Below are 22,474 nucleotides of genomic sequence, written 5' to 3'. Positions count from 1 at the left end.
AAAAACCGACATCGCCACCGAGGAGGAGGAACCCCGTGACCCGCATGGACAGCGTGCGCGCCGCGACAGGATCGGCGAAGGAGAGCGTCCTGCACGCCGCGGAAGTGGTGGCGCCGTACGCCGGCACGGCCAAGGACCAGGCCGCGCACTACGCGCACGAGACGCGGGCGATGCTCGCGCCGAAGCTCTCGAAGGCCGCTCAACAGGCCCGGACGCAGGCTCGTGCGCAGTACGACTCGTACGTCGCACCGCGTGTACCGCCACGGGTCGACGCGGCCGCACACCGTGCGGCGGTCAAGACCCGCCGGGCCGCCCGTCAGGCGGCCGACTACACCGTTCCGCGCGTCGAGAGCGCGGTCGCCGCGACCGGTCCCGCCCTCGAGGAGGCCGGGTCGCGTTCCGTCGCCGCCTGGGCCGCGCTGCGCGGTCAGGTGACGCCGAGGGAAATCCAGAAGATCGTGAAGAAGCACGAGCGTCGGGCCAGGGCCGGACGCGTCGCCAAGGGAATCGTCGTCCTCGGCGTACTGGTCGGCGGCGTGTTCACCGCCTGGAAGTGGTGGGACAAGCAGGCCAATCCCGACTGGCTGGTCGAGCCGCCCGCTCCGACCGAGATGGGCGAGGCGGACGAGGACTCCTCGCTGTCGTCCGTCGACGGCAGTGGGGCCATCCTCGACGAGAAGGCGGAGACGGACGCGGATGCCGCGGCCGCCGCGGAGGCCGCCGAACGCGACGAGCGCCCCTGACCGACCGCCACTCCTGCGGGGGTCCTGCCGGGGTCGTGCCGGGTCCTGCCGAGTTCGTGCCGGGCCCTGCCGGGGTCGTGCCGGGCCCTGCCGGGGTCGCTCTGGTCCGTGCCGGGTCCTGCGGGTGCCGTACTCGGGGCCTGCTCGGGTCGTGCGGGGTCCTGCGGGGTGCCGATGGGGGTTCGTCGGACCCGCCGGGCTTGTCGGTCCTGCCGCGGGCTTGTCGGACCCGCCGTGGGACTGCCGGTCCTGCCGCGGGCTCGCCGGACCCGCCGTGGGAGCGTCGGTCCTGCCGTGGGCTCGCCGGTTCCGCCGTGGGCGTTTCCGCGGAGTTCCGCGGTGGGGTGCGGGGAGTACGCGTCGTGGCTCCCCACGCCTTACGCCGCGGCGGCGAGCGCGAGTTCGGTCAGCGCGGCCGGGTCGCTCTCGACCCCGGCGGTCGACGAGGACCGCTGCCGCGTGGAGGGGGAGGAGCCGTGGGCCTCGGCGGCGATCCGCTGCTTGATGGTGGGCGGCAGGGAGCGGTCCCCGGCCAGCGGCCACCGGCGCGCCCGCTGTGCCGGTACGGGAGCGAGCACGCGCTCCACGGCGGTGGCGGCGGGGACGGTTGCGGGGGCGGCCGGCTCCTCGGGCTGCTGGACGGAGGGCTGCCCGGCCGCGGCGGCGGTGTTCGCCAGGCCGACGGAGGCGAGGAGGGCGAAGAGGACGGAGATGAAGGCGGTCCAGAACTGCTTGACCTTGGCGGTGGCCATGACCCCTCACTTTCGTGACGTTCTCGGATGGTTCATTTCGGGTTGCGCGCTTTACATACCTTTCTCATGATGTTGACGCGGTCCCGGTTTCCGCGGACCGACGCCGTCGCCGCGCAGTTCTTCCGATGAACACCACCCGTCCGGCCCAGGGCCGGGCGCCGGCTTCTCCAGCGGGAGTCCAGACGGCCTCCAGACGTCCCGCAGACGCTGTCAGGGCCCCGGGGGTCCGCCCCGGTGCTGCGCATGTGCGAGATGACGGCGGTGAGAGGCATGGCTTTGGGGCCCGAGGCGTTCCGCGACTTCTTCGGATCCGTACCGGCGGCCGTCGCGGTGGTGACCACGGCCGGCCCTGACGGCAGACCGCTCGGCTTCACCTGCACCGCGTTCAGCGCGGTGTCCCTCGACCCGCCCCAGCTGCTGGTCTGCGTGGACGAGGGTTCCCGGACGCTGCCCGCGGTGCTCGGCGCGGAGGCCTTCGCGCTGCATCTGCTGGACGCCGAGGGGGGCGAGGAGCTCGCGCGTACCTTCGCGGGGCGCTCGGACCGGAAGTTCGACGGCGTGGCGTGGCGGCGCGGCGAGTCCGTGCCCGCCTGTCCGGTGCTGCTCGACGGGGTGCTGGGCCACGCGGAGTGCACGCTGGAACGGAGTCTGGTCGCCGGTGACCACCGGCTGCTGATCGGCCGCATGGAGCGGGTCCTGCTACGCGAGGAGGCCCGCCCGCTGCTGTACCGGCGGGGGGCCTTCGCCGCGTGGGACTCCCTGCCGGCCGCCGCCGCACCGGCGCGGATCGCCGCGGGCACGTGACCGGGCGACGGCGGGCTCCCCGTCCGGGGGCGGCGGGCGGGGAACCCGCCGGGCGCTCAGGCGTGGCAGGTGGGCAGGCCGCCGTGGTAGTCGATCATGCGGGCGAAGAGTTCGCTCATGTCCACGCGGGAGCCGCGGGGCTCGCCCTGTTTCTCGGCGTACGCGCGGAAGAGGTTGGGAACGAGCCGCTCGGCGTCGAGCCAGCGGGCGTACTCGCCCAGGTCGGTGCGGTGGGCCAGTTCGACCGGGTCGAGGGACTCGGCGAGGCCCTGCTCGGCGAGGTCCTGGAGCAGGCGCAGGTAGCCCTCGGTCTCGTCGAACACGCCGGGGCCCGCGACCGGGCCGTGGCCGGGGACGACCACCTCCGGGGCGAGGGCGCGCATCGTGTCCAGGGCTTCGAGGGAGCCGGCGACCGAGCCCATGGGGCAGAACGGCGTCACCCCGTTCATCACCAGGTCGCCGGTGAACAGCACCCGTTCGGCCGGCAGCCAGAGCACCGTGTCGTTGCTGGTGTGCGCCGGGCCCAGGTGCAGCAGCTCGGCCGTCTTCTCGCCGACGTGCAGGGTGAGCCGGTCGCGGAAGGTCAGTGCCGGCGGGACGAGACGCAGGTCGCCCCACTCCACGTCCGGCCACAGGCCGGTCAGGTGCAGGCCGGCTTCGGTCATCTCCGTACGGGTGCGCTCGTGGCCGACGACGAGGGACTCCGGGAAGACGAAGTTGCCGAAGGTGTGGTCGCCGTGGAAGTGGGTGTTGACCAGGACCTGCGGGACGGCCGGGGCGACCCGGAGCACCGCCTCGCGCAGGATCCTGGCGCGCGCCTCGGTGGCGGCGGTGTCCACGAGCGCGGCGCGGTCGCCCGAGACGACGAGACCGGCGTTGTTCAGGCACCAGCCCCCGTCCGGCTGGACGTGGGCGAACACCCCGTCGGCGACCTCCGTCAGCTCGGGCCGGACGGCTCCGACGGTGATTCCGGTCATGTGGGTCTCCTCCTCGACATCATGGAATTGGCTCATCGTCGGCTGAGCGGCTGGAGCCCCGCTCGAACCCGCTCGCGCTGACCACGCCGACCACCGTCCCGTCGGGCAGCGTGCGGGTGGCGGTGCTCAGGGTGCCGGGGAGCGTGCCGGGCAGCGCGGGCCTGCCGGCCGGGTCCGCCGGGTCGAGGCCGATCGTGCGGGGCGGGTGCCGAAGTCCGGTGCCCAGCGCCTTGGCGTAGGCCTCCTTGAGGGTCCACAGGCGCAGCAGCTCCGCGTCGCGCGCCGTGCCGCGCAGCTCTCGCGCGTCGAGTCCGGAACGTTCGTGGGGCGTGCACATCCGGTGCTCCAGTACGGACATGGGGCGGCCGGGCCGTTCCGCGTCCACGCCGACCCGGCCGCCGCGGACGACCGCGACGGCCAGCAGGGAGCCGGTGTGGCTGAGGCTGAAGTCAAGCTCCGGCAGGTCGGGGGCGTAGGGGCGGCCCAGCGCGGTGCGGGTGAGCACGATCCCGTCGGGGTCGCGGTCCGCGAGCGCGCCGAGCGTGGTGCGCAGCAGCAGCCGGGAGGCCAGGAAGCGGCGGCGCAGCCGGTCGTCGCGCAGGGCGCTCAGGCGGGCGGCGTCACCGGGGTGCGGCGGGCTCCGGCGGGACTCGGCGGCCCGCGCCCACTCCTCGACGGTGCCGTGCACCAGCAACGGCCGCCCGGGACGGGGGGCCGGCTCGGGGCCGGGGCCGGGATCGCGGCCGGGGTCCGGGACCCGGTCCCGTGGTGTCCGCACGGCGGCGCGGGCGGTCAGGCCAGCTGGTCGTGGGTGATCAGGCGGGAGCGGGTCCGTACTCCCTCGTCGGTGACGAGCAGCACGTCGTGGACGACGCAGCTGGGCGTGATCTCGGGCTTTCCGCCGGGCCGGACGGTGACGACGAGGGCGTACACGGTGGAGCGCAGCGAGCCGTCGCTCTGCGGCTCCAGGGCGATGTGGTTGAACCAGTGGCGGCGCTGGACCGGGTCGCCCTCGAAGCGCTTGTGGAACTCCACCAGTTCGGCGACGATCCCGTCCTGGCCCACCGCCGGCTGGACGCCGGGGGAGTGCTGGAAGGTGCCGTCCTCGGTGAAGGTGGCCGCGTAGTCGGCGAAGCGGCCCCCGTCGAGGGCCTGCATCTGGTGGGCGTAGAAGTGCTGGACCTGGGCGTAGACCTCGGTACGGACGGCGGTGGCGGTCATCGGTTCCTCCGGAGCGCGGGACGTTCGATGGCGTCACCCTCGCCGGGCGGGCTCGAAGGGGCCTCCACTGCGGCTTGAGCCGGGACGGCGAACCTCGCTCCGTCACACCACCTCGTCACCGAGCCGACACGGGAGCCGGGCATGCTGTTCGAGGACGATTTCCACGAGGACTGGGCCGCTCCGGGGCGGGCGGCCCGCTGGCGGCTGCGGCCGCTGCCGTGGCTCGCGCAGGGCGACGCCCGGGTGTGGACGCCCGGCGACGGCGACGGGCTGTGCGTGGTGTCGGGGTACGGCACGGGGCACGGGGAGCGGCCCGTGTTCACCCGGGCGCCGGCCGGGCAGCAGGAGCCGCATCTGCGGTGGGCCGCGTTCGCGGAACCGGAGGCGCGCGGGCCGGGGCCGTTCCGGGCGGAGGCGGACCTGTCGGCGCGGGTGCTGTCGGCGGACCGGCACCCGGAGGGGGACGGCCCCGCGTGCGCGATGGCCGCGCTGATCTGCGTGGACATGGTCTCGGGCCTGGTCTTCGACTTCGCGCTGACGAACGGGTTCGTGTGGGCGCTGTACGAGCGGCTGCCCCGCCCCGGTGCGACGCACGGCTCGTTCGCGTACGCCGTCCCGGTGGCGCCCCGCGCACCGGAGGCGTGGCATCGCTGTGCGGTCGAGGTGGACGCGTCGGCGGGGCGGGCCCGCTGGCTGCTCGCGGGCGAGGAGGTGTTCGCGGTGGACCGTACGGGCCTGGAGCCCGACGCCCGGTACGGCCGCCGCCTGGAGCGCTCCACGCCGGGGCCACGCACCGAGGTGGCCCCGGACCGGCTGGCCGTCGGCCTCGGGCTGCTCGCCACGGCGGCGTACGGCCAGGGGGTGCGCCTGCGAGCCCGCCGCGTGGCGCTGGCGGCGGGCTCGCAGGGCCGTGACGCGCCCTGACCGCGGGCGCGGCGGTCAGCCGGCCTCGGCCGCTTCGGCGGCGTCCGCCGTCCGCGCCGCGCCGGACGCCTCGGCCGCGTGGCGCAGGGTCGTCAGACTGTTGCGGCCGAGGGCTTCGCGCACGTACGCACGGGCGTCGTCGAGCGTGGCGTCGGGACCGAGCACCTCGGTGATGCCCGTCGGGTCGACGGCGACCGTGTGACGTGCGGTCGCCACCGCCCCCTGGGGGGTCTGTGCGAACGTCCACTCGCCGCTGTGGCCGGACAGCAGCCGGGGGGTGCGCTGCTGCTTGTACGCGATCCACTCCGGCGCGCGGCAGATCCGCGCCGAGCGCGTGGTGTGGGCCGAGCCGTCGGCCGTGACGGTGTCCATCTCCAGCCACTGCAGGCCCGGTTCGGGCTCGGTCAGCGTGACGCGGGCGACGTGCGGCAGCAGCTCCGCCCAGCGTTCGGCGCGCTCGACGAAGGTGTAGGCGTCGCGGGCGGCTCCGGCGAGCGGGATCGTGTCCGTGAACAAGAAGACCAGGTCGTCCACGGGGTGGCCGGTCTCCGCGAGCGCCGCGAGGGCTCCCAGTTCGCGGGCGCTGTTGCGGTCGAGGGCCTCCTCGATCCGGGCTGCGGCGGCCGGGTCGTCGCCGACGACCGTGAACCGGTGGCGCAGCACGATCTCGGTGCGGCCGTCGGCCAGCCGCCGGAAGAGCCAGCCGCCGGACATCGACGTGACGGGCGGCCTGCTGTGCTCCTGGCGGAAGGACACGTACAGCCGCCGAGGATCGAGGACGCGGCGCGAGCGCCAGTGCGCGATCTCGCCGTTCACCTCGGCCCAGATCTCGAACCGTTCGGTCCGTCCCTCCCGGGCGAGGTGCCGCACGTGCACGGTCGGCTCGAACACGGCGGGCCACCGCGTCACATCGGCGACGAGGGCGTACAGCGTCTCGGCGGGCGCGGCCACCGTCACGGAGTGCTCGCTGCGGTGGACGGTCGGGGAGGGGAGGGCGGCGGTGCGGGCCATGGGGCGTACTCCTTGGACGGGGGATGCGTACGGGGACGGCGCCGGGACGCCCCGGGGGCACCTCGCGCACGGGCGGTGCGGGCCGTGCCCCCGGGGCCGGCCGACCGGCCGACCGGTGGTGGGGCCGCGTCAGGCGGCCCGCACCTCGGAACCGTTGACGAGGTCGAGCAGGAGGCGGGGGGTGAGCGCCTCGTTGACGTCGTCGTCGTCGAGGGCGATGCCGAACTCACGCTCGATACGGGCGGCGCTCTCCATGAGGGCCAGGGAGTCGTAGCCGAGGTCCTCGAACGTGGTGTCGAGGATGTCGCCGGAGAGGTCGACGCCGTCGTCCTCCCCGGCGCAGGCGACGAGGATGGTGCGCAGTGCGTCGAGGGTCAGTCGTGCCATCGTGGGTCTCCTTGGGTTCAGGGTCGGTGGGTGGTGAGGACGATCGCCGAGTTGAAACCGTGGCGGCCTCGGGCCAGGACCAGGGCGGTGCTCAGGGCGGCCTCGCGGGGCTGCCCGGTCACCAGGTCGAGCCGGTAGGCGTCGGGCACCCGCGCGGTCCGGCCGGTCGCGGGGATCACCTGGTCGCGCAGGGCGAGCAGGGCGGCCACGAGGTCGGTGGGACCGCCGCCCGCGCACAGGCGGCCGGTGAGGGCCTTGGGCGCGGTCACGGGAACGCCGTGCGGCCCGAAGAGCCGGCCGATCGCCTCGGCCTCGGCCCGGTCGAGGTCCGGGGCGCCCGCGCCGTCGGCGAACACCACGGAGACGTCGGCGGGCGTCAGGCCCGCCTGCGCGAGGGCGAGTTCGGCGGCGCGGCCGAGGGCGGGCGGCCGGCCGGAGCCTGGCGCCGGGTCGAAGGTCGCGGCATAGCCGGCGATCTCGCCGTAGATCCGCTCGACGCCGCGTTCGCGCGCCGAGTCGGCGTCCTCGACGATGAGCACGGCGCCGCCCTCGCCGGGCACGTGGCCGGAGGCTTCGGCGTCGAAGGGCAGGTAGGCGCGCTCCGGGTCGGCGACCGTGCTGACCAGGCCACCGGCGAGTTGGGAGGCGTAACCCCACGGGTCGAGCGCGGAGTCGACGCCGCCGGTGAGCACCAGCCGGGTGCCGCGGCGGACCGTGCGGCAGGCGTGTCCGATCGCGTCGAGGCCGCCGGCCTGCTCCCCGACCAGCGCGGCGCTGGGGCCGCGCATGGTGTTGCGGATGGAGATCTGGCCGGTGTTGACGGCGTAGAACCAGGCGAACGACTCGTACACGCTGACGTATTCGGGTCCCTGGCTCCACAGCTTGTGGAACTCCCGGTGGGTGAAGTCGAAACCGCCCTGCGCGGTGGAGGTGACGACTCCGAGGTCGTAGTCCTCGAAGCCCGCGTCGGGGCCCACGCCCGCGTCGGCGAGCGCCCAGTCCGCGGCGACGAGCGCGTAGCGGGTGGAGACGTCGGTCTGCGGCAGCAGCCGGCCGGGCAGGTGATCGGAGGCCTCGAAGTCGTCGATCTGGCCCGCCAGCCGGGACGGGTAGCGCGAGGCGTCGAACCGGGACAGCTCGCTGATGCCGTTCTCGCCGGTCAGCAGGGCCTTCCAGTAGTGCTCGGTGCCGATGCCGCCGGGTGCGGTGACGCCGAGCCCGGTGACGACGACCCGTCGGCCGGAGGCGCCGGCCGCGGTGCTCGACTGCGTGCTCATGCGGCCACCTCCGGGCGGTGCAGGACCATCGCGCTCTGGAACCCGCCGAAACCGCTGCCCACCGTGAGGACGGTGTCGACGCGCAGTTCGCGCGCGGTGAGCGGCACGTAGTCCAGGTCGCACTCGGGGTCGGGGGTGTGCAGGTTCGCCGTCGGCGGGACCACGTTGTGCTCGATGGCCAGGATCGACGCGGCGATCTCGATGGAGCCGATCGCACCGAGCGAGTGGCCCACCATGGACTTGATGGAGCTGACGGGCACCGCGTACGCCCGGTCGCCGAGGCTGCGCTTGAACGCGGCCGTCTCGTGGCGGTCGTTCTGCTTCGTGCCGGAGCCGTGCGCGTTGACGTAGTCGACGGCGGTGCGGTCGAGACGGGCCTCGTCGAGGGCCGCCCGGATGGACTCGGCCATCTCGCGGCCGTCCTTCTTCAGACCCGTCATGTGGTACGCGTTGCAGCGCGTGGCATAGCCGCCGACCTCGGCGTAGATGTGCGCCCCGCGCCGCTTGGCGGCCTCGTACTCCTCCAGGACGAACATGGCTGCGCCCTCGGCGAGGACGAAGCCGTTGCGGGTGCCGTCGAAGGGCCGGGAGGCGTGCTCCGGGTCGTCGTTGCGCGGAGTCGTCGCCTTGATGGCGTCGAAGCAGGCGACGACGATCGGGGAGACGGGGGTGTCGGCCGCGCCCGCGACCGCCACGTCCACACTGCCCTCGCGGATCAGCTGGACGGCGTAGCCGACCGAGTCCAGACCCGAGGTGCAGCCGTCGGACACCATGGTGACCGGCCCCTCGGCGCCGGCCGCCCAGGCGACCTCGGCGGCCATGACCCCCGGGCTGAGGTAGTCGAACATGTACGGCGACAGATGAGCCGGATCCACCACCCACTCACGGCCGGCGTCCGCCATCACGAGGTACTCGTTCTCCAGGCTGGTCGCGGAGGCGACCGCGCTGCCCAGGGCGACGCCGATCCGTGAGGGGTCGAGCGCGCCCGTCTCCAGGCCGCTGTCGACGAGCGCCTCCCGGGTGCAGGCGACGGCGAACTGGGTGGCGCGGTCCATGCGCCGGACCTCGCGCGGCGAGAAGCCCTCGGCCCGCGCGTCGAAGTCGACCTCGCCCGCGATCCGGGACCGGAACGGGGCGGCGTCGAAGAAGCTGATGGGCCGGGTGGCCGTGCGGCCCGCGGTGAGCAGGTCCCAGAACTCCTTCGTTCCCGAGCCGCCAGGGGCGCGCACCCCGACCCCGGTGATCACTACGCGTCGGGTCACCGTCGTCCTCCTGTGCTGCTGGGCATCGCGTGGGGCTCCTTTCGCCCGCCGTACCTCTCTGACACAGCGGCACACTCCCCCGCCCGGCTCGAGGGCGGCTCGCGGGCCGATGGTGCGCCCGCGGGCGCCCGCGAGCCGCCTTCCAGCCCCGCTCAAGGGGCCGCGACCACGCTCTCGGGTGGACGGCAGGACGCCCCGCACACCCCGCCGCGCACCCGCCCGAGGAACCCAAGGGAGACCAGCAGCATGACGACGCAGACAGCCACGGACACGGCCGAGGCCAACGCTCCGGCGCAGCCGGTGGCGCTGGTGACCGGTGCCACCAGCGGCATCGGTCTGGCGATCGCCCGGCGGCTCGCCGCACTCGGCGCGCGCACCTTCCTCTGCGCCCGGGACGGGGCGCGGCTCACGGAGACGGTCAAGGAGCTCCAGGCCGAGGGCCTCGACGTGGACGGCACGGTGTGCGACGTGGCGGACCCGGCGCAGATCCGCGCCTATGTGGCGGCGGCCGTCCAGCGGTACGGAACGGTCGACATCCTGGTGAACAACGCCGGCCGCAGCGGCGGCGGCGCCACCGCCGAGATTCCCGACGAGCTGTGGCTCGACGTCATCAACACCAACCTGACGAGCGTCTTCCTCATGACGAAGGAGGTGCTGAACGCCGGGGGGATGCTGGCCAAGAAGCGCGGCCGGATCATCAACATCGCGTCCACGGGCGGCAAGCAGGGCGTGGTGCACGCGGTGCCGTACTCGGCGTCCAAGCACGGCGTCGTCGGACTGACCAAGGCCCTCGGCCTGGAGCTGGCCCGTACCGGCATCACCGTGAACGCCGTGTGCCCCGGCTTCGTGGAGACCCCGATGGCCGAGAAGGTGCGCGAGCACTACGCCGGCATCTGGCAGGTGTCCGAGCAGGAGACCTTCGACCGCATCACCGCCCGGGTGCCGATGGGCCGGTACGTCGAGACCCGCGAGGTCGCCGCGATGGTCGAGTACCTGGTGGCGGACGACGCGGCGGCGGTCACCGCGCAGGCGCTCAACGTCTGCGGCGGGCTGGGCAACTACTGATGGCCGCCGAAGCTCCCACGACACCGGACACGGCGCCCGCCCCGGCCGCACGGGTGGCACCCGTGGCGTCCGCGGCACCCGTCGCGCTGGTCACCGGCTCCTCCTCCGGCATCGGGCGGACCGTCGCCCAGCGGCTGGCCGCCGCGGGCTACCGCGTGGTCGTCAACTCCGCCCGCTCCGTGGAGGAGGGCGAGAAGACGGCCTCCTCCCTGCCCGACGCCCTCTACGTCCGGGCGGACGTCTCCGACGAGTCGGCCGCGCGCCGCCTCGTCGACACGACCGTCGCGCACTACGGCCGGCTGGACGTCCTGGTCAACAACGCCGGACGCACCCGCGCCGTCCCGCACGCCGACCTGTCCGCCGCCACGCCCGAGGTGTGGCGGGAGATCCTCGGCCTCAACGTGATCGGGACCTGGCAGACCACCGTCGCCGCGATGCCGCACCTGTCCCGCTCGGGTGCCGGAGCCGTGGTCAACGTGTCCTCCATCGCGGGCAGCCGCCCGGCCGGCAGCTCGATCCCGTACGCCGTGAGCAAGGCGGCCATCGAGCACATGACCCGGCTCCTCGCGAACGCGGTGGGTCCGGTCGTCCGGGTCAACGCCGTCGCGCCCGGACTGATCGAGACGCCCTGGACGCAGAACAGCGACTTCTTCGCTCCGATCGCCGAACACGTACGGCAGACCACTCCGCTGCGCCGCACCGGCCGGCCCGAGGACGTCGCGGAAGCCGTCCTGGGGCTGCTCCGCGCCACGTACACCACCGGGCAGGTCCTGCTGGTGGACGGCGGCGCCCACCTGCTCTGAACCGTCCGCCCCCGTCTTTCCGAGGAGTCCCCCGTGCGGCTCGCCGTGAACCTCGTCCACCAAGGCGCCGGTGAACTCGCCCGCGCCGCCGAACGGCTGGGCTACGCCGCCGCGCTGGCCCCCGAGGGCTACCGTTCCGACGCGGCCAGCGTGCTGGGCCTCGTGGCGGGGGTGACCGAACGCATCGCCCTGATCTCGGGCGTGATGCAGATCCCCGGCCGCCCGCCGGCCATGGCCGCCCTGACCGCCGCCACGCTCGACTCGCTGAGCGGCGGCCGCTTCCGGCTCGGCCTCGGCGTGTCCAACCCCGATGTGTCGGTGGGCTGGTACGGCGTCGAGTTCACACAGCCGCTCGAACGCACCCGGGAGTACGTCGACATCGTCCGCCGCGCCCTGGACGGCGAGCCCGTCACCCACCGGGGAAGGCACTTCGAGGTCGGCGGACCCGCCCCCCTGCACCTGCTGACCGAGCGGCCCCCCGGCCGGCTGCCGGTGCTGCTCGCGGCGGTCGGCCCGCGCAACCTGCGGCTCGCGGGCGAGATCGCGGACGGCTGGCTCGGGGTCTTCACCTCGCCGGAGGCCGTCGCCCGAGCCGTCACGGAGATCCTCAAGGGCCGGGGCACCGACGACCTGGACGGGTTCGAGGTGCTGCCCAGCCTGCCCACCGCCGTCGCGGACACCGCGGGCCAGGCGGCGGACATGCTGCGCGGCCAGTACGTGTACCTCATGGGCATCGGTGACCCCGAGCGTAACTTCTACTGCGCGATGGCTCGTTCGATGGGGTACGAGGCCGAGGTCGCCGCCTTCCTCGACCGGCTCGCGGCGGGCGACCGCGCGGGCGCCGGCGCGGCGCTCCCGCTCGGCTTCATCGACCGCACGGCGCTGATCGGCCCCGTCGACCGGATCGCTGACCGCATGCGCGCCTACGCGGACGCGGGCGTGACCACCCTCGGGGTCATGGTCTCGGCCGCCGCGACCGGCCTGGAGGGCCGTCTGGCCATCGTCGAGGCGACCGCCCGGGCCCTGGAACGCTCCGGCACGGCCACCGGCTGACCCCGGTCCCGTTTCACGTGAAACAGGACCGTCGACCCCCGTCGTGTTTCACGTGAAACAAGAGCGTCCCCGGCCTGGCCTGTTTCACGTGAAACGAGCTCTTCGTCCGGACCCGTCCCCGTTTCACGTGAAACAGGGCCGCCCATGTCGTCCCCTGTCCCCGCCCGGCTCACCGCACGGAGAACGCCATGACGATCCTCTTCCACGACGACTTCACCGAAGGGCTGCGGACGCGCGCCCCGGAAGTCCGGCCCGACGGCCCCTGGTCGCTGCGGCCCGCCGGCGCGCTGACGGCCGGGGACGGCCTCACGCGTGCCACGGACGCCGGCCTGGTGGTGGAGCCGACCGGCACGGACCCCGGCACCGGGCACCCGGCCTTCGTGGTGCCGCCCGGCAGCGAGCCCCTCGACCATCTGCGCTGGGCCGCCTTCGGCCCCGCGTGCCCGACCGGTGGCGCGACGCTGACCGTGTCCGCGACGCTCTCGGCCGAGTTGCTGGGGGAGGCGGCGGACGACGTGCAGGACGGGGCGGGCGCCCTCGTCGTACTGGACCGTGACGCCGGCCTGATCCTGGACTTCGCACTGACCGGAGGTCGGGTGTGGGCGCTGTACGGTCGCGTGCCCGGCCCGGACGGCACACGGGGCGGCTTCTCGTACAGTGTGCCGCTCGCCCCGCGCGGCCCCCTGGACACGCACCGCTGCGCGCTCGTGGTGGACACGGCGGCGGCCGTGGCCCGCTGGTTCCTCGACGGCACCGAGGTGTTCTCCGTGGAACGCCTCGGTCAGGGCCTGCCGGAGGGGGTGCGCCCGGACTCGGTGACCCCGGGCCCGCTCGGCCTCGTGCGGCCCACGACGCTCGTACCCGGCCTGGCGCTGATCTGCGACCGCCCGCGCGGACAGGGGCTGCGTCTCACCGTGGGCGCCCTGTCGGTCACCGACGAGGTGGCGGCGTGACGCGCGTCCAGGACGCGGCCGGCTTCCACTCCTGGTTCGCCGGCCGGAGCGCCGCCCACCGGTACCGCATCACCCCGGTCCCCCTGCACGACTTGGACGGCTGGTACACCGACTCCGCCACGGGCGACGTCCGGCACCGCAGCGGCCGGTTCTTCTCGATCGAGGGCCTGCGGTTCACGCCGGCCGCCCCGGACGCGCCGGCCTGGACGCAGCCGATCATCCGGCAGCCGGAGACCGGCATCCTCGGCGTGCTGCTCAAGCGGTTCGACGGGGTCCCCCATCTGCTGATGCAGGCCAAGATGGAGCCGGGCAACATCACCACGCTCCAGCTCTCGCCGACCGTGCAGGCCACCTTCAGCAACTACACGCGAGTGCACCGGGGCGCCGCCGTCCGCTACATCGACCATTTCCTCACTCCGGGCGCCGCGGACCGGGTGCACTACGACGCCCTGCAGAGCGAGCAGGGCTCGTGGTTCCTGGGCAAGCGCAACCGCAACATCGTCGTCGAGACGACCGCCGACGTCCCGGTCCACGAGGACTTCTGCTGGGTGCCGCGCCCGGTGATGGCGGAGCTGCTGCGGGTCGACAACCTCGTCAACATGGACTCGCGCACGGTGCTCGCGGGGCTGCCCGACGACGCGACCGGCGACGGTGCCGGCGAGGCTCCGCTCTCCGGACGGGCGTCGGAGAAGCCGCTGCACGACACCGCGACACTGCTGCACTGGTTCACCGGGGCCAAGGTCCGTCACCGCCCCGAGCGCACGACGATCCCGCTGAGCCGGGTCGGCGGCTGGTACCGCGACGACCAGCGCGGCGAGATCGCCCATGAGGCGGGCCGGTACTTCCGGATCATCGGCGTCGACGTCGAGGCCGACAGCCGCGAGGTGCCCTCCTGGTCCCAGCCGATGCTGGCCCCGGCAGGACGCGGGGTCATCGCCTTCGTGAGCAAGGAGATCCACGGGGAGCGCCATCTGCTGGTGCAGGCCCGCGCGGAGGCGGGCACCTTCGACGTCGCCGAGATCGGGCCCAGCGTGCAGTGCAACCCGGGCAATCTCACCGGGTCCGCGCGACGGCCGCCGTACCTGGACGCCGTGCTGGCCGCCCGGCCCGAGCAGGTGCTGTTCGACACCGTGCACTCCGAGGAGGGCGGCCGGTTCTACCACGCGGAGAACCGCTACCTGGTGGTCGACGGGACCGACGTCCCCCTCGACGTCCCCGAGGACTACACGTGGATGACGGTCCGCCAGCTCACCCGTGCCGGCCGGATCGGCAACCTCGTCGACGTCGAGGCCCGCACCCTCCTGGCGTGCGTCCGTACCCTGCCCGGCCACGGGGCGTCCCGGTGAGCGCGCTGAGGATCGGCGTGGTGGGCTGCGCCGACATCGCGCTGCGCCGCATGCTGCCCGCCTTCGCGGCCTCCCCCCGGACGGTCGTGACGGCGATCGCCAGCCGCACCGCCGACAAGGCCCGGGCCGCCGCCGACGCCTTCGGCTGCGCGGCCGTCGTGGGGTACGACGCACTGCTCGAACGGTCCGACGTGGACGCCGTGTACGTACCGCTGCCGGTCGCCCTGCACGCCCGGTGGACCGAGCGCGCGCTGCGCGCGGGCAAACACGTCCTGGCCGAGAAGCCGCTCACCGCGCGGTCCGACGACACGGCACGGCTGCTCGGCCTCGCCCGCGAACACGGTGTCGTCCTCGCCGAGAACTACCTGTTCGTCCACCACGGCGCGTACACGTCCGTACGGGACCTGGTGGCCGAAGGGGTGATCGGCGACGTACGGGCGCTGCACGCCTCGTTCACGATCCCGCCGCGCCCCGCCGACGACATCCGCTACCGCGCCGACCTGGACGGTGGGGCCCTTCTCGACATCGGCGTGTACCCGGTGCGGCTCGCCACCCTGCTGCTCGGTCCCGAGCTGCGCGTGCACGGCGCCGTCCTGCGCCACGACACCGCGCGCGGCGTCGACCTCGGCGGCAGCGCACTGCTCGGCGATCCCGCCACGGGGGCCGGCGCCCAACTGGTCTTCGGCATGGAGCACGGATACACGGCGGGCTGGCGGCTGCTCGGCAGCGAGGGCAGCCTGGCCCTCGACCGCGCCTACTCCCCGCCCGCGGAGCACCGCCCGGTGCTGCGGATCGAGCGTGCGGGCGGCGTCGAGGAACGCGTCCTGCCCGCCCACGACCAGGCGGCCGCCGCGGTCGCCGCCTTCGCCGAGTCCGTACGGCAGCGGCGCACGAGCGGCGCGGCCGACACGAGCGACGCGGCGGCCATGGTGCGCCGGGCCCGGCTGGTGGACGAGATCCGCCGGACCGCCCACCTCGTGAAGGTCTGAGCGGAGGAACGGACGGACATGGACATCCGAGAGATCCGGCAGGTCCCCGGCTCCTACGTGATCACCCCGCGCCAGTGGCCCGACCCGCGCGGCACGTTCTTCGAGTCGCTCCGCGCCGACCTGGTGAGCGAGGCCCTCGGGCGCCCCTTCGAGGTACGGCAGATCAACTACTCGACCTCGCGCCGCAACACCCTGCGCGGCATCCACGGCGTGCTCATCCCGCCCGGTCAGGCGAAGTACGTCACCTGCGTGCGCGGCGCGCTGCGCGACATGGTGGTGGACCTGCGGGTCGGCTCGCCGACCTTCGGGCAGAGCGCGAGCACCCTGCTCACCCCTGAGAACGGGGTGGCCGTGCACGTCACCGAAGGCCTCGGCCACGGCTTCCTCGCCCTCACCGACGACACCTGCATCTCCTACGCCCTGTCGACCGCGCACGTCCCGGGCACCCAGTTCGAGATCGACCCGTTCGACCCCGAACTGGCGCTTCCCTGGGGTCACGAGGAACCGCCCCTGCTGTCCGAGAAGGACGCCCGGGCACCGTCGCTGCGCACCGCCCTGGAGCGCGGCATCCTCCCGCGCTGGCCCGGCACCGTGCCCTCCGGGGCCCACCGAAAGAACGGGACACCATGAAACTGCTGTTCCTCGCGCCGGTCGTCGGCACCCACGGCGAGGTCACCACCGGCCTGGGCCTGGCCCGGCTCCTGGCACCCGCCGGCATCACCGCCCACTTCGTGGTGGACACCCACAACGCACCGCAGCTCGAGGCCGCCGGCGTGCCCGGCACCGTCATCGACGCGTCGATGGGCGCGGGTGTCCGCGCGGTCGTCGAGGACGCCGTACGGACCGAGCGACCCGACGTGATCGTGCTCAGCGACTACCTCTCGTACTGGCTGATGATGCACCGCGTCTACCGCACCGATCCCTGGTTCGTGGAACGGCTCGGCGTCCCGGTGATCCCGCTCGACCTGTACGAGTGGGAGAACACCGACTTCCGCATCGACCACTTCGGGCTCGGCCTGGAGGTGGACCGGCGGATCCTCGACATGCCGGTCGCGCTGCGGCCCGCGCCCTGGGCCCGCCCCGACCCGGGCCCCGGCAGCCGTGCCCTGGTCTACCCGTTCATGCGTCCGCTGCCCCGCCCCGGCGCCGAGGCGCGCCGCGCCGTGCGGTCCTCCCTCGGACTGCGCGCAGAGGACCGGCTGCTCTCCCTGTCCGTCTCGGGCTGGCAACGCCACGCCCAGTCGGTCGAGGACCCGGTGACGCGCGGACTCGCCCGGCGGGTGCCCGAGCGCGTCGCCGCCGCGCTGCGCCGGCTGCCCGACACCACCCGCTTCCTGGTCGTCGGGCCCGACCTGGACGGGCTCGACGGGCTGCCCGACGAGCGCACCCTCCGGGTGCCGTCCTGCCCGCCCGACCGCTACCAGGACCTCCTGGACGCCTCGGACGCCGTGCTCTCGCTGCACGTGCCCGCCTCGGCACTGGTCCGCTCGGTCTTCTCGGACCTGCCCGCCGTGTACGTCGGCCACAGCGGTCCGCGCACCGAGGGGCCGGACGCCCTCGCCCCGTACAGCATGTGGCCGCTGCGCTGGAACTCCGTCGTCCGGCCGCTGCTCGCGGACAACCCGCTGACCGGTGCCTTCCGGCAGGCCGAACTCCTCGACGTCGACGGGACGGTGGCGGCCGTCGACGCCGTCCTGAACGACCCCGGGGAGCGCGCCCGGCTCGCGGAGGGACGCGCCCGGTACCTGGCCGCGCTCGACGCGCTGCCCGCCGTGCCGGAGACCTTCGCGGAGGCCGTCCGCCGCCTGGGCTGAGCCCGCGGGGCCGGGTCCGCGGGCTTATCGCGCCGAGGCGGCGAACTCCCGGATGCTGCCCGTCACATGGTCGATCATCGCGTCCGTCAGGCTCGGATGGACGCCCACCCACAGGGTGTGCTCGGTGATGACGTCGGAGTTGGTCAGTTCGCCCACCACCCGGAACTCGCGTCCCTGATAGGCCGGGTGGCGCGTCAGGTTGCCGCCGAACAGCCGCCGGGTGCCGATGGCCCGGGAGGCCAGGAACCCCTCCAGATCGCGCCGGGTGAAAGGCGCGTCGGGCCGCACGGTGAGCACGAAACCGAACCAGCTGGGGTCGCTGTGCTCCGTCGCCCGGGGCAGCAGCAGCCCGGGGACCTCCGCGAGCCCCTCGTACATCCGCTGCCAGTTGGCCCGGCGGGCCTTGCCGAACGAGTCGAGCCTGGTCAGCTGGCTGACGCCGAGCGCCGCCTGGATGTCGGTGGCCTTCAGGTTGTAGCCGAGGTGCGTGAAGATGTACTTGTGGTCGTAGCCGTGCGGCAGCGTCCCCAGCTGGTAGTCGAAGCGCTTGAAGCAGGTGTTGTCCCGGCCCGGCTCGCACCAGCAGTCCCGGCCCCAGTCCCGCAGCTGCTCCACGATCCGTGCCAGCGCCAGGTTCCGGGTCAGGACGCAGCCGCCCTCGCCCGTGGTGATGTGGTGCGCCGGGTAGAAGCTGGTCGTCGTCAGATCGCCGAAGGTGCCGGTCAGCCGGCCGTGGTGGTACGAGCCGACCGCGTCGCAGTTGTCCTCCACGAGGTACAGGCCGTGCTCGGCGGCGATCGCGGCGATGTCGGCCACCGGGAACGGGTTGCCCAGCGCGTGCGCGATCATGATCGCCTTCGTCTGCGGGCCGACCGCGGCGAGGACCCGCTCCGCGGTCGTGTTGTACGTGCCGAGCTCGACGTCGACGAAGACGGGGACCAGGCCGTTCTGGATGATCGGGTTGACCGTCGTCGGGAACCCGGCCGCCACGGTGATCACCTCGTCGCCGGGGCGCAGTCTGCGCTCCCCCAGCGTGTGGGAGGTGAGCGAGGTCAGGGCGAGGAGGTTCGCCGACGAACCGGAGTTGGTCATGTGCGCCTTGCGCAGCCCGAAGTAGCGGGCGAAGTCGCGCTCGAAGCGCCGGCTGCTGGGCCCGGCCGCGATCCGCAGGTCGAGCGCCGCCTCGACGAGCGCCACCCGGTCGTTCGCGTCGAGTGTCGCGCCCGCCGGCTGCACCGGCGTCACTCCCGGCACGAACTCCAGGTCCTCCGTGGCCCGGTGGTACTCGCGCACCATCGCCAGGATGTGCGTCTTCTCCGCGTCCATCGGATCCACTGGCCTTTCGCTGGGCTGACAGGGAGCGCGGCGCGGACGTGCCACCGCGGACCCCGTCACCCTGGGGCCGTCCGCTAGCCGCCGACTAGCCGGTCGCTAGCCCGCCGCTGGTCCCCTGCTCGAGCCCCGCTGGAAGTCCCGGCCACCGCCTCCCACAGCCCCCGCAGCGATTCCTCCGGGCCGCGCACCGCCCTCCAGCCGAGGAGCTCGCCGGCGATCTCGTGGGACGGGCCCCGCTCCACCCCGGACAGGCCACCGGGCGGCGTGCGGCCCGGCTCCGGAAGGCGCTCCTCGACACGGGCGGGCACCCCGCTGAGCCGGATGAGCGCGTCGAGCAGCTCCCGCACGTCGACCGGGCGGCCCGTGCCCAGGTCGAGGGACCGGCCGCCCACCCGCGCGGCGGCGGGCGGCGCGGTGGACGCGAGCACGGCGTCGGCGGCGTCCCGCACGTCGAGGAACTCACGGCGCTCGCGCCGCGCGAGGGTCGTCACGGTCACGGCCTCGCCGGTGCGCGCGGCCCGGGCGAGCCGCGCGGCGACCCCGCCCAGGAAACTGCCCTCGGGGGTGCCCGGGCCCAGCAGGTTCGGCAGCCGCAGCACCGTGCCGCCCGCCGCCGTCACACACGCGGTGGCCGCCGCCTTCGTACGGCCGTAGACGGTCGTCGCCGCGTGCTCGTGCACGGTGCCGAGCTGGACGAACCGGGGCGCGCGGGTCCCCAGGGCGGTCACGGCCGTCATGAACCGGAGCACCGCCCCTTCGTTGGCCTCCGCCATCTCCTCCTCCCCGGCGCCCCACACCGCGCCGGCGGCGTTGACCACCACCTGCGGCGCCAGCGCGGCCAGTTCGTCCGCCAGCCGTCCCGGCCCGGCCCGCACCAGGTCGACGGTGTGCGCCGTGGCCCCCCGGGGTGCCCGGGCGCGCCGGGACCAGGCGTGCACCTCCCAGCCGCGGGCCAGGAACGCGGCGCACACGTGCCCCCCGACGAATCCGCTGCCGCCGAGGACGAGCGCGCACGGCGCGGGGCGGGGACGGGATGCCATGTCAGGGCCTTCCTTCAGGGCTGCTGCCGGGGGCCGAGCCTTCCAGGGCGGCCTGTAGTCCCGCTCGAGCGGTCCGCGTGAGTCTGGCGCGAAGAGCACGGGACCGGGCGACCGGCACCGGCCGCAGGCACTCACAAGGAGCAGACCAGGATGCCGACTCAGCAGTTGACGACACGGCAGGCGTCGTCCCGCACCGATTCCGCGGCCGTGGTGGTCGCGGCCGCCGATGTCGCGAAGATCGCCGCGGAGCACGCGCGGGACGCCGAACGTGACCGCCGACTCGCCCCGGAGGTGGTGCGGTCCATGCTGGACGCCGGTTTCGCGCGCCATTTCGTACCGCGCCGGCACGGCGGCGGGGCCGGGACCTTCGAGGAGATCGTGCGGGCGGTGTCCGTGGTCGGCGAGGGCTGCACCTCGGCCGCCTGGGCGGCGTCGCTGACCGCCTCGCTCGGCCGGATGGCCGCCTACCTTCCCGAGGAGGGGCAGCGGCGGATCTGGGCGGGGGGCCCGGACGTTCTGATCGTGGGCGCGCTCGTGCCGCTGGGCCGGGCCCGGCGCGAGGAGGGCGGCTGGCGGATCGGCGGCACCTGGCCGTACGTGAGCGTCGTGGAGTACGCGGACTGGGCGCTGGTGTGCGCGATGACGACCGAGGACCGGCCGACCGCCCGGTTCTTCGCCGTGCCGCGCGGCGACTGGCGCACCGAGGACACCTGGTCGTCGGTCGGGATGCGCGGGACCGGCAGCAACACGCTGTCGGTGGAGGGGGTGTTCGTGCCGGACGAGCTGACCTTCACCCGTGACGCCGTCGCCACCGGTGTCGCCGAGGGAGCGGACGCGCCCTGCCACCGCGTGCCCCTCAAGGCCGTCAACGGGCTGTGCTTCGCGGCCCCCGTGCTGGGTGCCGCGCGGGCCGCCCTGGCGGCCTGGCGGGAGGGCACGGCGCCCCGCCACACCTCGGCGTCCGGCGGTCTGGACGGCGCGGCGGCGGTCGTCCTCGGCCGTGCGGCGGGCGAGGCGGACGCGGCGGCGCTGCTCCTGGAGGCGGCGGCCCGCACCGCCGACGCCGGAGAGGTCACCGCCCTCGACGTGGCCCGCAACGGCCGGGACTGCGCGCTCGCGGCCGAACTCGCCACGTCCGCCGTGGACCGTCTGTTCGCCTCCGCGGGGACCCGCGCCCACCAGGACTCGGCCCCGCTCCAGCGCCACTGGCGGGACGCGCACACGGCGTCCGGCCACGTGGTGCTGGCCTTCTCCGCCGCGGCCGAGTCGTACGCCCGCGAACTCCACCCCCCGCGCCCCGCGCACTGACCCCGGCCGGCGTCCACCGCCACGGGCGCCCCCGGCCCGGCCCTCACCACCACAGGCGCCCGCGACCCGGCGCCCACCACCACGGCGGCCCCGGCCCCGGGTCCGCCCCGTGTCCCTCAGTCCCGCGGGCCGTCCTCGGCCCGGCAGCCCGGGGTCGTGCCGCCGCACGGGTCCGCCGTGGGGGCGCGGTGCCGGCGGCCGCGGGTCGCCGCCCCCGTCGGCTCGCGCAGGAGCCTGCGCGGCCCGGGGCCCTCCTCGCCGAGCTCGTCGTACGGGTTCGTCAGCGGACAGTCCCGTACCGAGAGGCAGCCGCAGCCGATGCAGTCCTCCAGGCCGTCGCGCAGCGCGAGCAGCTGCTCGATGCGCGCGTCGAGATCCGCGCGCCAGCGCTGCGAGAGCCGCGCCCAGTCGTCCCGGTTGGGCGTGCGTTCCTCGGGCAGCTCGGCCAGCGCGTCGCGGACCGTGCTCAGGGGGATGCCCATGCGCTGGGCGACCCGGATCACCGAGATGCGGCGCAGCGTGTCCCGGGTGTAGCGGCGCTGGTTCCCGGGCGTGCGGCGGCTCTTGATGAGCCCCTTGGACTCGTAGAAGTGCAGGGCCGTGACCGCGACGCCGCTGCGCGCCGACAGCTGTCCGACGGTGAGCTCGGTGACGTGGTACGCGGGCCGGGCGACGGTCATGTCAGCCGGCCTCCACCAGGGCCTGGTGCAGCTGGTCCACCGAGGGGACGCCGGTGGTGACCCGTACGCCGTCGACGAAGATCGTCGGAACGCCGGTGACCCCGCGGCGGGCCGCGATCCGCTCGTCCTCGCGTACGTCCTCGCCGTAGGCGTCCGTCGCCAGGACCTCCGTGACGCGGTCGGCGTCGAGCCCGACGGCGGTCGCGGTGCGCAGCAGGACCTCGTGGTCCGCCACGTTCTGCTGTTCCGTCAGGTAGGTGCGGAACAGCTCGCTCTTCATCCGGTGCGAGAGGCCGTCCTCGGCGGCCAGGTGCACGAGGCGCTGCGCGTCGAAGGAGTTCACGGGGCGCACGCCGGTGAGGCGGATGTCCAGCCCCTCGGCCTCGCCCAGGATCCGGATCTTCTCGAACAGCTCGACCGTCTCCCCGGGTTGGAGTCCGAGCTTCTCCCGCATCATCTCGCCGAGCGTAGCACCGGGCGTACGGGGCTGGTCGGGACGGAGTTCGAAGCTTCGCCACACCACATGGGCCTCGCGGTCCTCCAGGCGTGCGATCGCCTTGTCGAGGCGCGCTTTGCCGATGTAGCACCACGGGCACATGATGTCGGACCAGATCTCGATCTTCACGGACGCTCTCTCCCCACTTTCGGTAATACCTCCCAGGCTGCAACCTCGAGTGCGCTGGAGGTCAAGTGCGCTCGAGGTCGCGTGCACCGAAAACGCGCCGGCCGG

General features: G+C 74.3%; 24 protein-coding genes. 12 read left to right on the top strand and 12 right to left on the bottom strand.

What is annotated here, in order from left to right; all coding sequences use genetic code 11:
* Positions 1 to 35: 35 nt before the first annotated feature.
* On the top strand, positions 36 to 743 hold the full coding sequence (locus tag IE180_RS04735) for a DUF5324 family protein (RefSeq protein WP_190155468.1): 708 nt from the start codon (positions 36 to 38) through the stop codon (positions 741 to 743).
* Positions 744 to 1,120: 377 nt separating this feature from the next.
* Here the strand turns inward: IE180_RS04735 and IE180_RS04730 are convergent, their stop codons facing one another.
* Positions 1,121 to 1,495 (bottom strand): DUF6344 domain-containing protein, encoded by a 375-nt coding sequence (locus tag IE180_RS04730; protein WP_190155467.1) that lies wholly within the window; start codon positions 1,493 to 1,495, stop codon positions 1,121 to 1,123.
* A 270-nt stretch (positions 1,496 to 1,765) separates the two neighbouring features.
* Here IE180_RS04730 and IE180_RS04725 point away from each other — a divergent pair, with 270 nt between their 5' ends.
* On the top strand, positions 1,766 to 2,299 hold the full coding sequence (locus IE180_RS04725; protein WP_190155466.1) for a flavin reductase family protein: 534 nt from the start codon (positions 1,766 to 1,768) through the stop codon (positions 2,297 to 2,299).
* Positions 2,300 to 2,355: 56 nt separating this feature from the next.
* On the opposite strand, the gene IE180_RS04720 is transcribed toward IE180_RS04725, so the two are convergent.
* The 3 genes from IE180_RS04720 to IE180_RS04710 all read right to left on the bottom strand — a co-directional run bounded on the left by IE180_RS04720 (position 2,356) and on the right by IE180_RS04710 (position 4,497).
* Positions 2,356 to 3,276, bottom strand: coding sequence for an MBL fold metallo-hydrolase (locus tag IE180_RS04720; RefSeq protein ID WP_229860291.1), 921 nt, complete (start codon positions 3,274 to 3,276; stop codon positions 2,356 to 2,358).
* Between the two features lie 19 nt (positions 3,277 to 3,295).
* Entirely contained in the window at positions 3,296 to 3,964 is a 669-nt protein-coding gene (locus tag IE180_RS04715; RefSeq protein ID WP_190155464.1) for a 4'-phosphopantetheinyl transferase family protein, read from the bottom strand.
* Between the two features lie 104 nt (positions 3,965 to 4,068).
* The gene (locus tag IE180_RS04710) at positions 4,069 to 4,497 is read right to left on the bottom strand and encodes a nuclear transport factor 2 family protein (protein ID WP_190155463.1); all 429 of its coding nucleotides are present in this window, start codon (positions 4,495 to 4,497) and stop codon (positions 4,069 to 4,071) included.
* A 141-nt stretch (positions 4,498 to 4,638) separates the two neighbouring features.
* On the opposite strand from IE180_RS04710, the gene IE180_RS04705 reads away from it, so the two are divergent.
* Entirely contained in the window at positions 4,639 to 5,421 is a 783-nt protein-coding gene (locus tag IE180_RS04705; protein ID WP_190155462.1) for a DUF6081 family protein, read from the top strand.
* 15 nt (positions 5,422 to 5,436) lie between these two features.
* Here IE180_RS04705 and IE180_RS04700 read toward each other — a convergent pair whose 3' ends face one another.
* From IE180_RS04700 to IE180_RS04685, 4 genes are all read right to left on the bottom strand, one after another.
* Positions 5,437 to 6,432, bottom strand: coding sequence for an aromatase/cyclase (locus IE180_RS04700; protein WP_190155461.1), 996 nt, complete (start codon positions 6,430 to 6,432; stop codon positions 5,437 to 5,439).
* A 129-nt stretch (positions 6,433 to 6,561) separates the two neighbouring features.
* A complete protein-coding gene (locus IE180_RS04695; protein ID WP_190155460.1) occupies positions 6,562 to 6,819 on the bottom strand; it encodes an acyl carrier protein in 258 nt (85 codons plus the stop codon).
* Between the two features lie 17 nt (positions 6,820 to 6,836).
* Complete coding sequence (locus IE180_RS04690) at positions 6,837 to 8,096, bottom strand: ketosynthase chain-length factor (protein WP_190155459.1); 1,260 nt, start codon at positions 8,094 to 8,096, stop codon at positions 6,837 to 6,839.
* Entirely contained in the window at positions 8,093 to 9,358 is a 1,266-nt protein-coding gene (locus IE180_RS04685; protein WP_190155458.1) for a beta-ketoacyl-[acyl-carrier-protein] synthase family protein, read from the bottom strand. Before IE180_RS04685 ends, IE180_RS04690 begins: the two co-directional genes overlap by 4 nt.
* A 246-nt stretch (positions 9,359 to 9,604) precedes the next feature.
* Here IE180_RS04685 and IE180_RS04680 point away from each other — a divergent pair, with 246 nt between their 5' ends.
* The 8 genes from IE180_RS04680 to IE180_RS04645 all read left to right on the top strand — a co-directional run bounded on the left by IE180_RS04680 (position 9,605) and on the right by IE180_RS04645 (position 17,381).
* Positions 9,605 to 10,423 (top strand): SDR family NAD(P)-dependent oxidoreductase, encoded by an 819-nt coding sequence (locus IE180_RS04680; protein ID WP_190155457.1) that lies wholly within the window; start codon positions 9,605 to 9,607, stop codon positions 10,421 to 10,423.
* Positions 10,424 to 10,485: 62 nt separating this feature from the next.
* The gene (locus IE180_RS04675; protein ID WP_229860290.1) at positions 10,486 to 11,226 is read left to right on the top strand and encodes an SDR family NAD(P)-dependent oxidoreductase; all 741 of its coding nucleotides are present in this window, start codon (positions 10,486 to 10,488) and stop codon (positions 11,224 to 11,226) included.
* Between the two features lie 33 nt (positions 11,227 to 11,259).
* Positions 11,260 to 12,279 (top strand): LLM class flavin-dependent oxidoreductase, encoded by a 1,020-nt coding sequence (locus tag IE180_RS04670; protein ID WP_190155455.1) that lies wholly within the window; start codon positions 11,260 to 11,262, stop codon positions 12,277 to 12,279.
* Positions 12,280 to 12,467: 188 nt separating this feature from the next.
* Complete coding sequence (locus tag IE180_RS04665) at positions 12,468 to 13,232, top strand: DUF6081 family protein (RefSeq protein WP_190155454.1); 765 nt, start codon at positions 12,468 to 12,470, stop codon at positions 13,230 to 13,232.
* Complete coding sequence (locus IE180_RS04660) at positions 13,229 to 14,578, top strand: NDP-hexose 2,3-dehydratase family protein (RefSeq protein WP_190155453.1); 1,350 nt, start codon at positions 13,229 to 13,231, stop codon at positions 14,576 to 14,578. Before IE180_RS04665 ends, IE180_RS04660 begins: the two co-directional genes overlap by 4 nt.
* Complete coding sequence (locus tag IE180_RS04655; RefSeq protein WP_229860289.1) at positions 14,575 to 15,567, top strand: Gfo/Idh/MocA family protein; 993 nt, start codon at positions 14,575 to 14,577, stop codon at positions 15,565 to 15,567. Before IE180_RS04660 ends, IE180_RS04655 begins: the two co-directional genes overlap by 4 nt.
* A gap of 18 nt (positions 15,568 to 15,585) precedes the next feature.
* Positions 15,586 to 16,197: a dTDP-4-dehydrorhamnose 3,5-epimerase family protein gene (locus tag IE180_RS04650; RefSeq protein WP_190155452.1), complete on the top strand. Its 612-nt coding sequence runs from the start codon at positions 15,586 to 15,588 to the stop codon at positions 16,195 to 16,197.
* Positions 16,194 to 17,381 (top strand): DUF6365 family protein, encoded by a 1,188-nt coding sequence (locus IE180_RS04645; protein ID WP_190155451.1) that lies wholly within the window; start codon positions 16,194 to 16,196, stop codon positions 17,379 to 17,381. Before IE180_RS04650 ends, IE180_RS04645 begins: the two co-directional genes overlap by 4 nt.
* Positions 17,382 to 17,405: 24 nt before the next feature.
* Here the strand turns inward: IE180_RS04645 and rfbH are convergent, their stop codons facing one another.
* On the bottom strand, positions 17,406 to 18,707 hold the full coding sequence (gene rfbH, locus IE180_RS04640; RefSeq protein ID WP_190155450.1) for a lipopolysaccharide biosynthesis protein RfbH: 1,302 nt from the start codon (positions 18,705 to 18,707) through the stop codon (positions 17,406 to 17,408).
* Between the two features lie 83 nt (positions 18,708 to 18,790).
* The gene (locus IE180_RS04635; protein WP_190155449.1) at positions 18,791 to 19,756 is read right to left on the bottom strand and encodes an NAD-dependent epimerase/dehydratase family protein; all 966 of its coding nucleotides are present in this window, start codon (positions 19,754 to 19,756) and stop codon (positions 18,791 to 18,793) included.
* A 150-nt stretch (positions 19,757 to 19,906) separates the two neighbouring features.
* Here IE180_RS04635 and IE180_RS04630 point away from each other — a divergent pair, with 150 nt between their 5' ends.
* A complete protein-coding gene (locus IE180_RS04630) occupies positions 19,907 to 21,064 on the top strand; it encodes an acyl-CoA dehydrogenase family protein (protein WP_190155448.1) in 1,158 nt (385 codons plus the stop codon).
* A gap of 116 nt (positions 21,065 to 21,180) precedes the next feature.
* On the opposite strand, the gene soxR is transcribed toward IE180_RS04630, so the two are convergent.
* The gene (gene soxR, locus IE180_RS04625; RefSeq protein ID WP_229860288.1) at positions 21,181 to 21,744 is read right to left on the bottom strand and encodes a redox-sensitive transcriptional activator SoxR; all 564 of its coding nucleotides are present in this window, start codon (positions 21,742 to 21,744) and stop codon (positions 21,181 to 21,183) included.
* Position 21,745: 1 nt separating this feature from the next.
* Positions 21,746 to 22,369 carry a DsbA family oxidoreductase gene (locus tag IE180_RS04620; protein ID WP_190155447.1) on the bottom strand — a complete coding sequence of 208 codons (624 nt, stop codon included), beginning with the start codon at positions 22,367 to 22,369 and terminating at the stop codon, positions 21,746 to 21,748.
* Between the last annotated feature and the right edge of the window lie 105 nt (positions 22,370 to 22,474).

This window comes from Streptomyces litmocidini (genome assembly GCF_014649755.1).
In the GTDB taxonomy this organism is placed as follows: Bacteria; Actinomycetota; Actinomycetes; order Streptomycetales; family Streptomycetaceae; genus Streptomyces; species Streptomyces litmocidini.
This window is presented reverse-complemented; position numbering and strand designations above follow the sequence as displayed.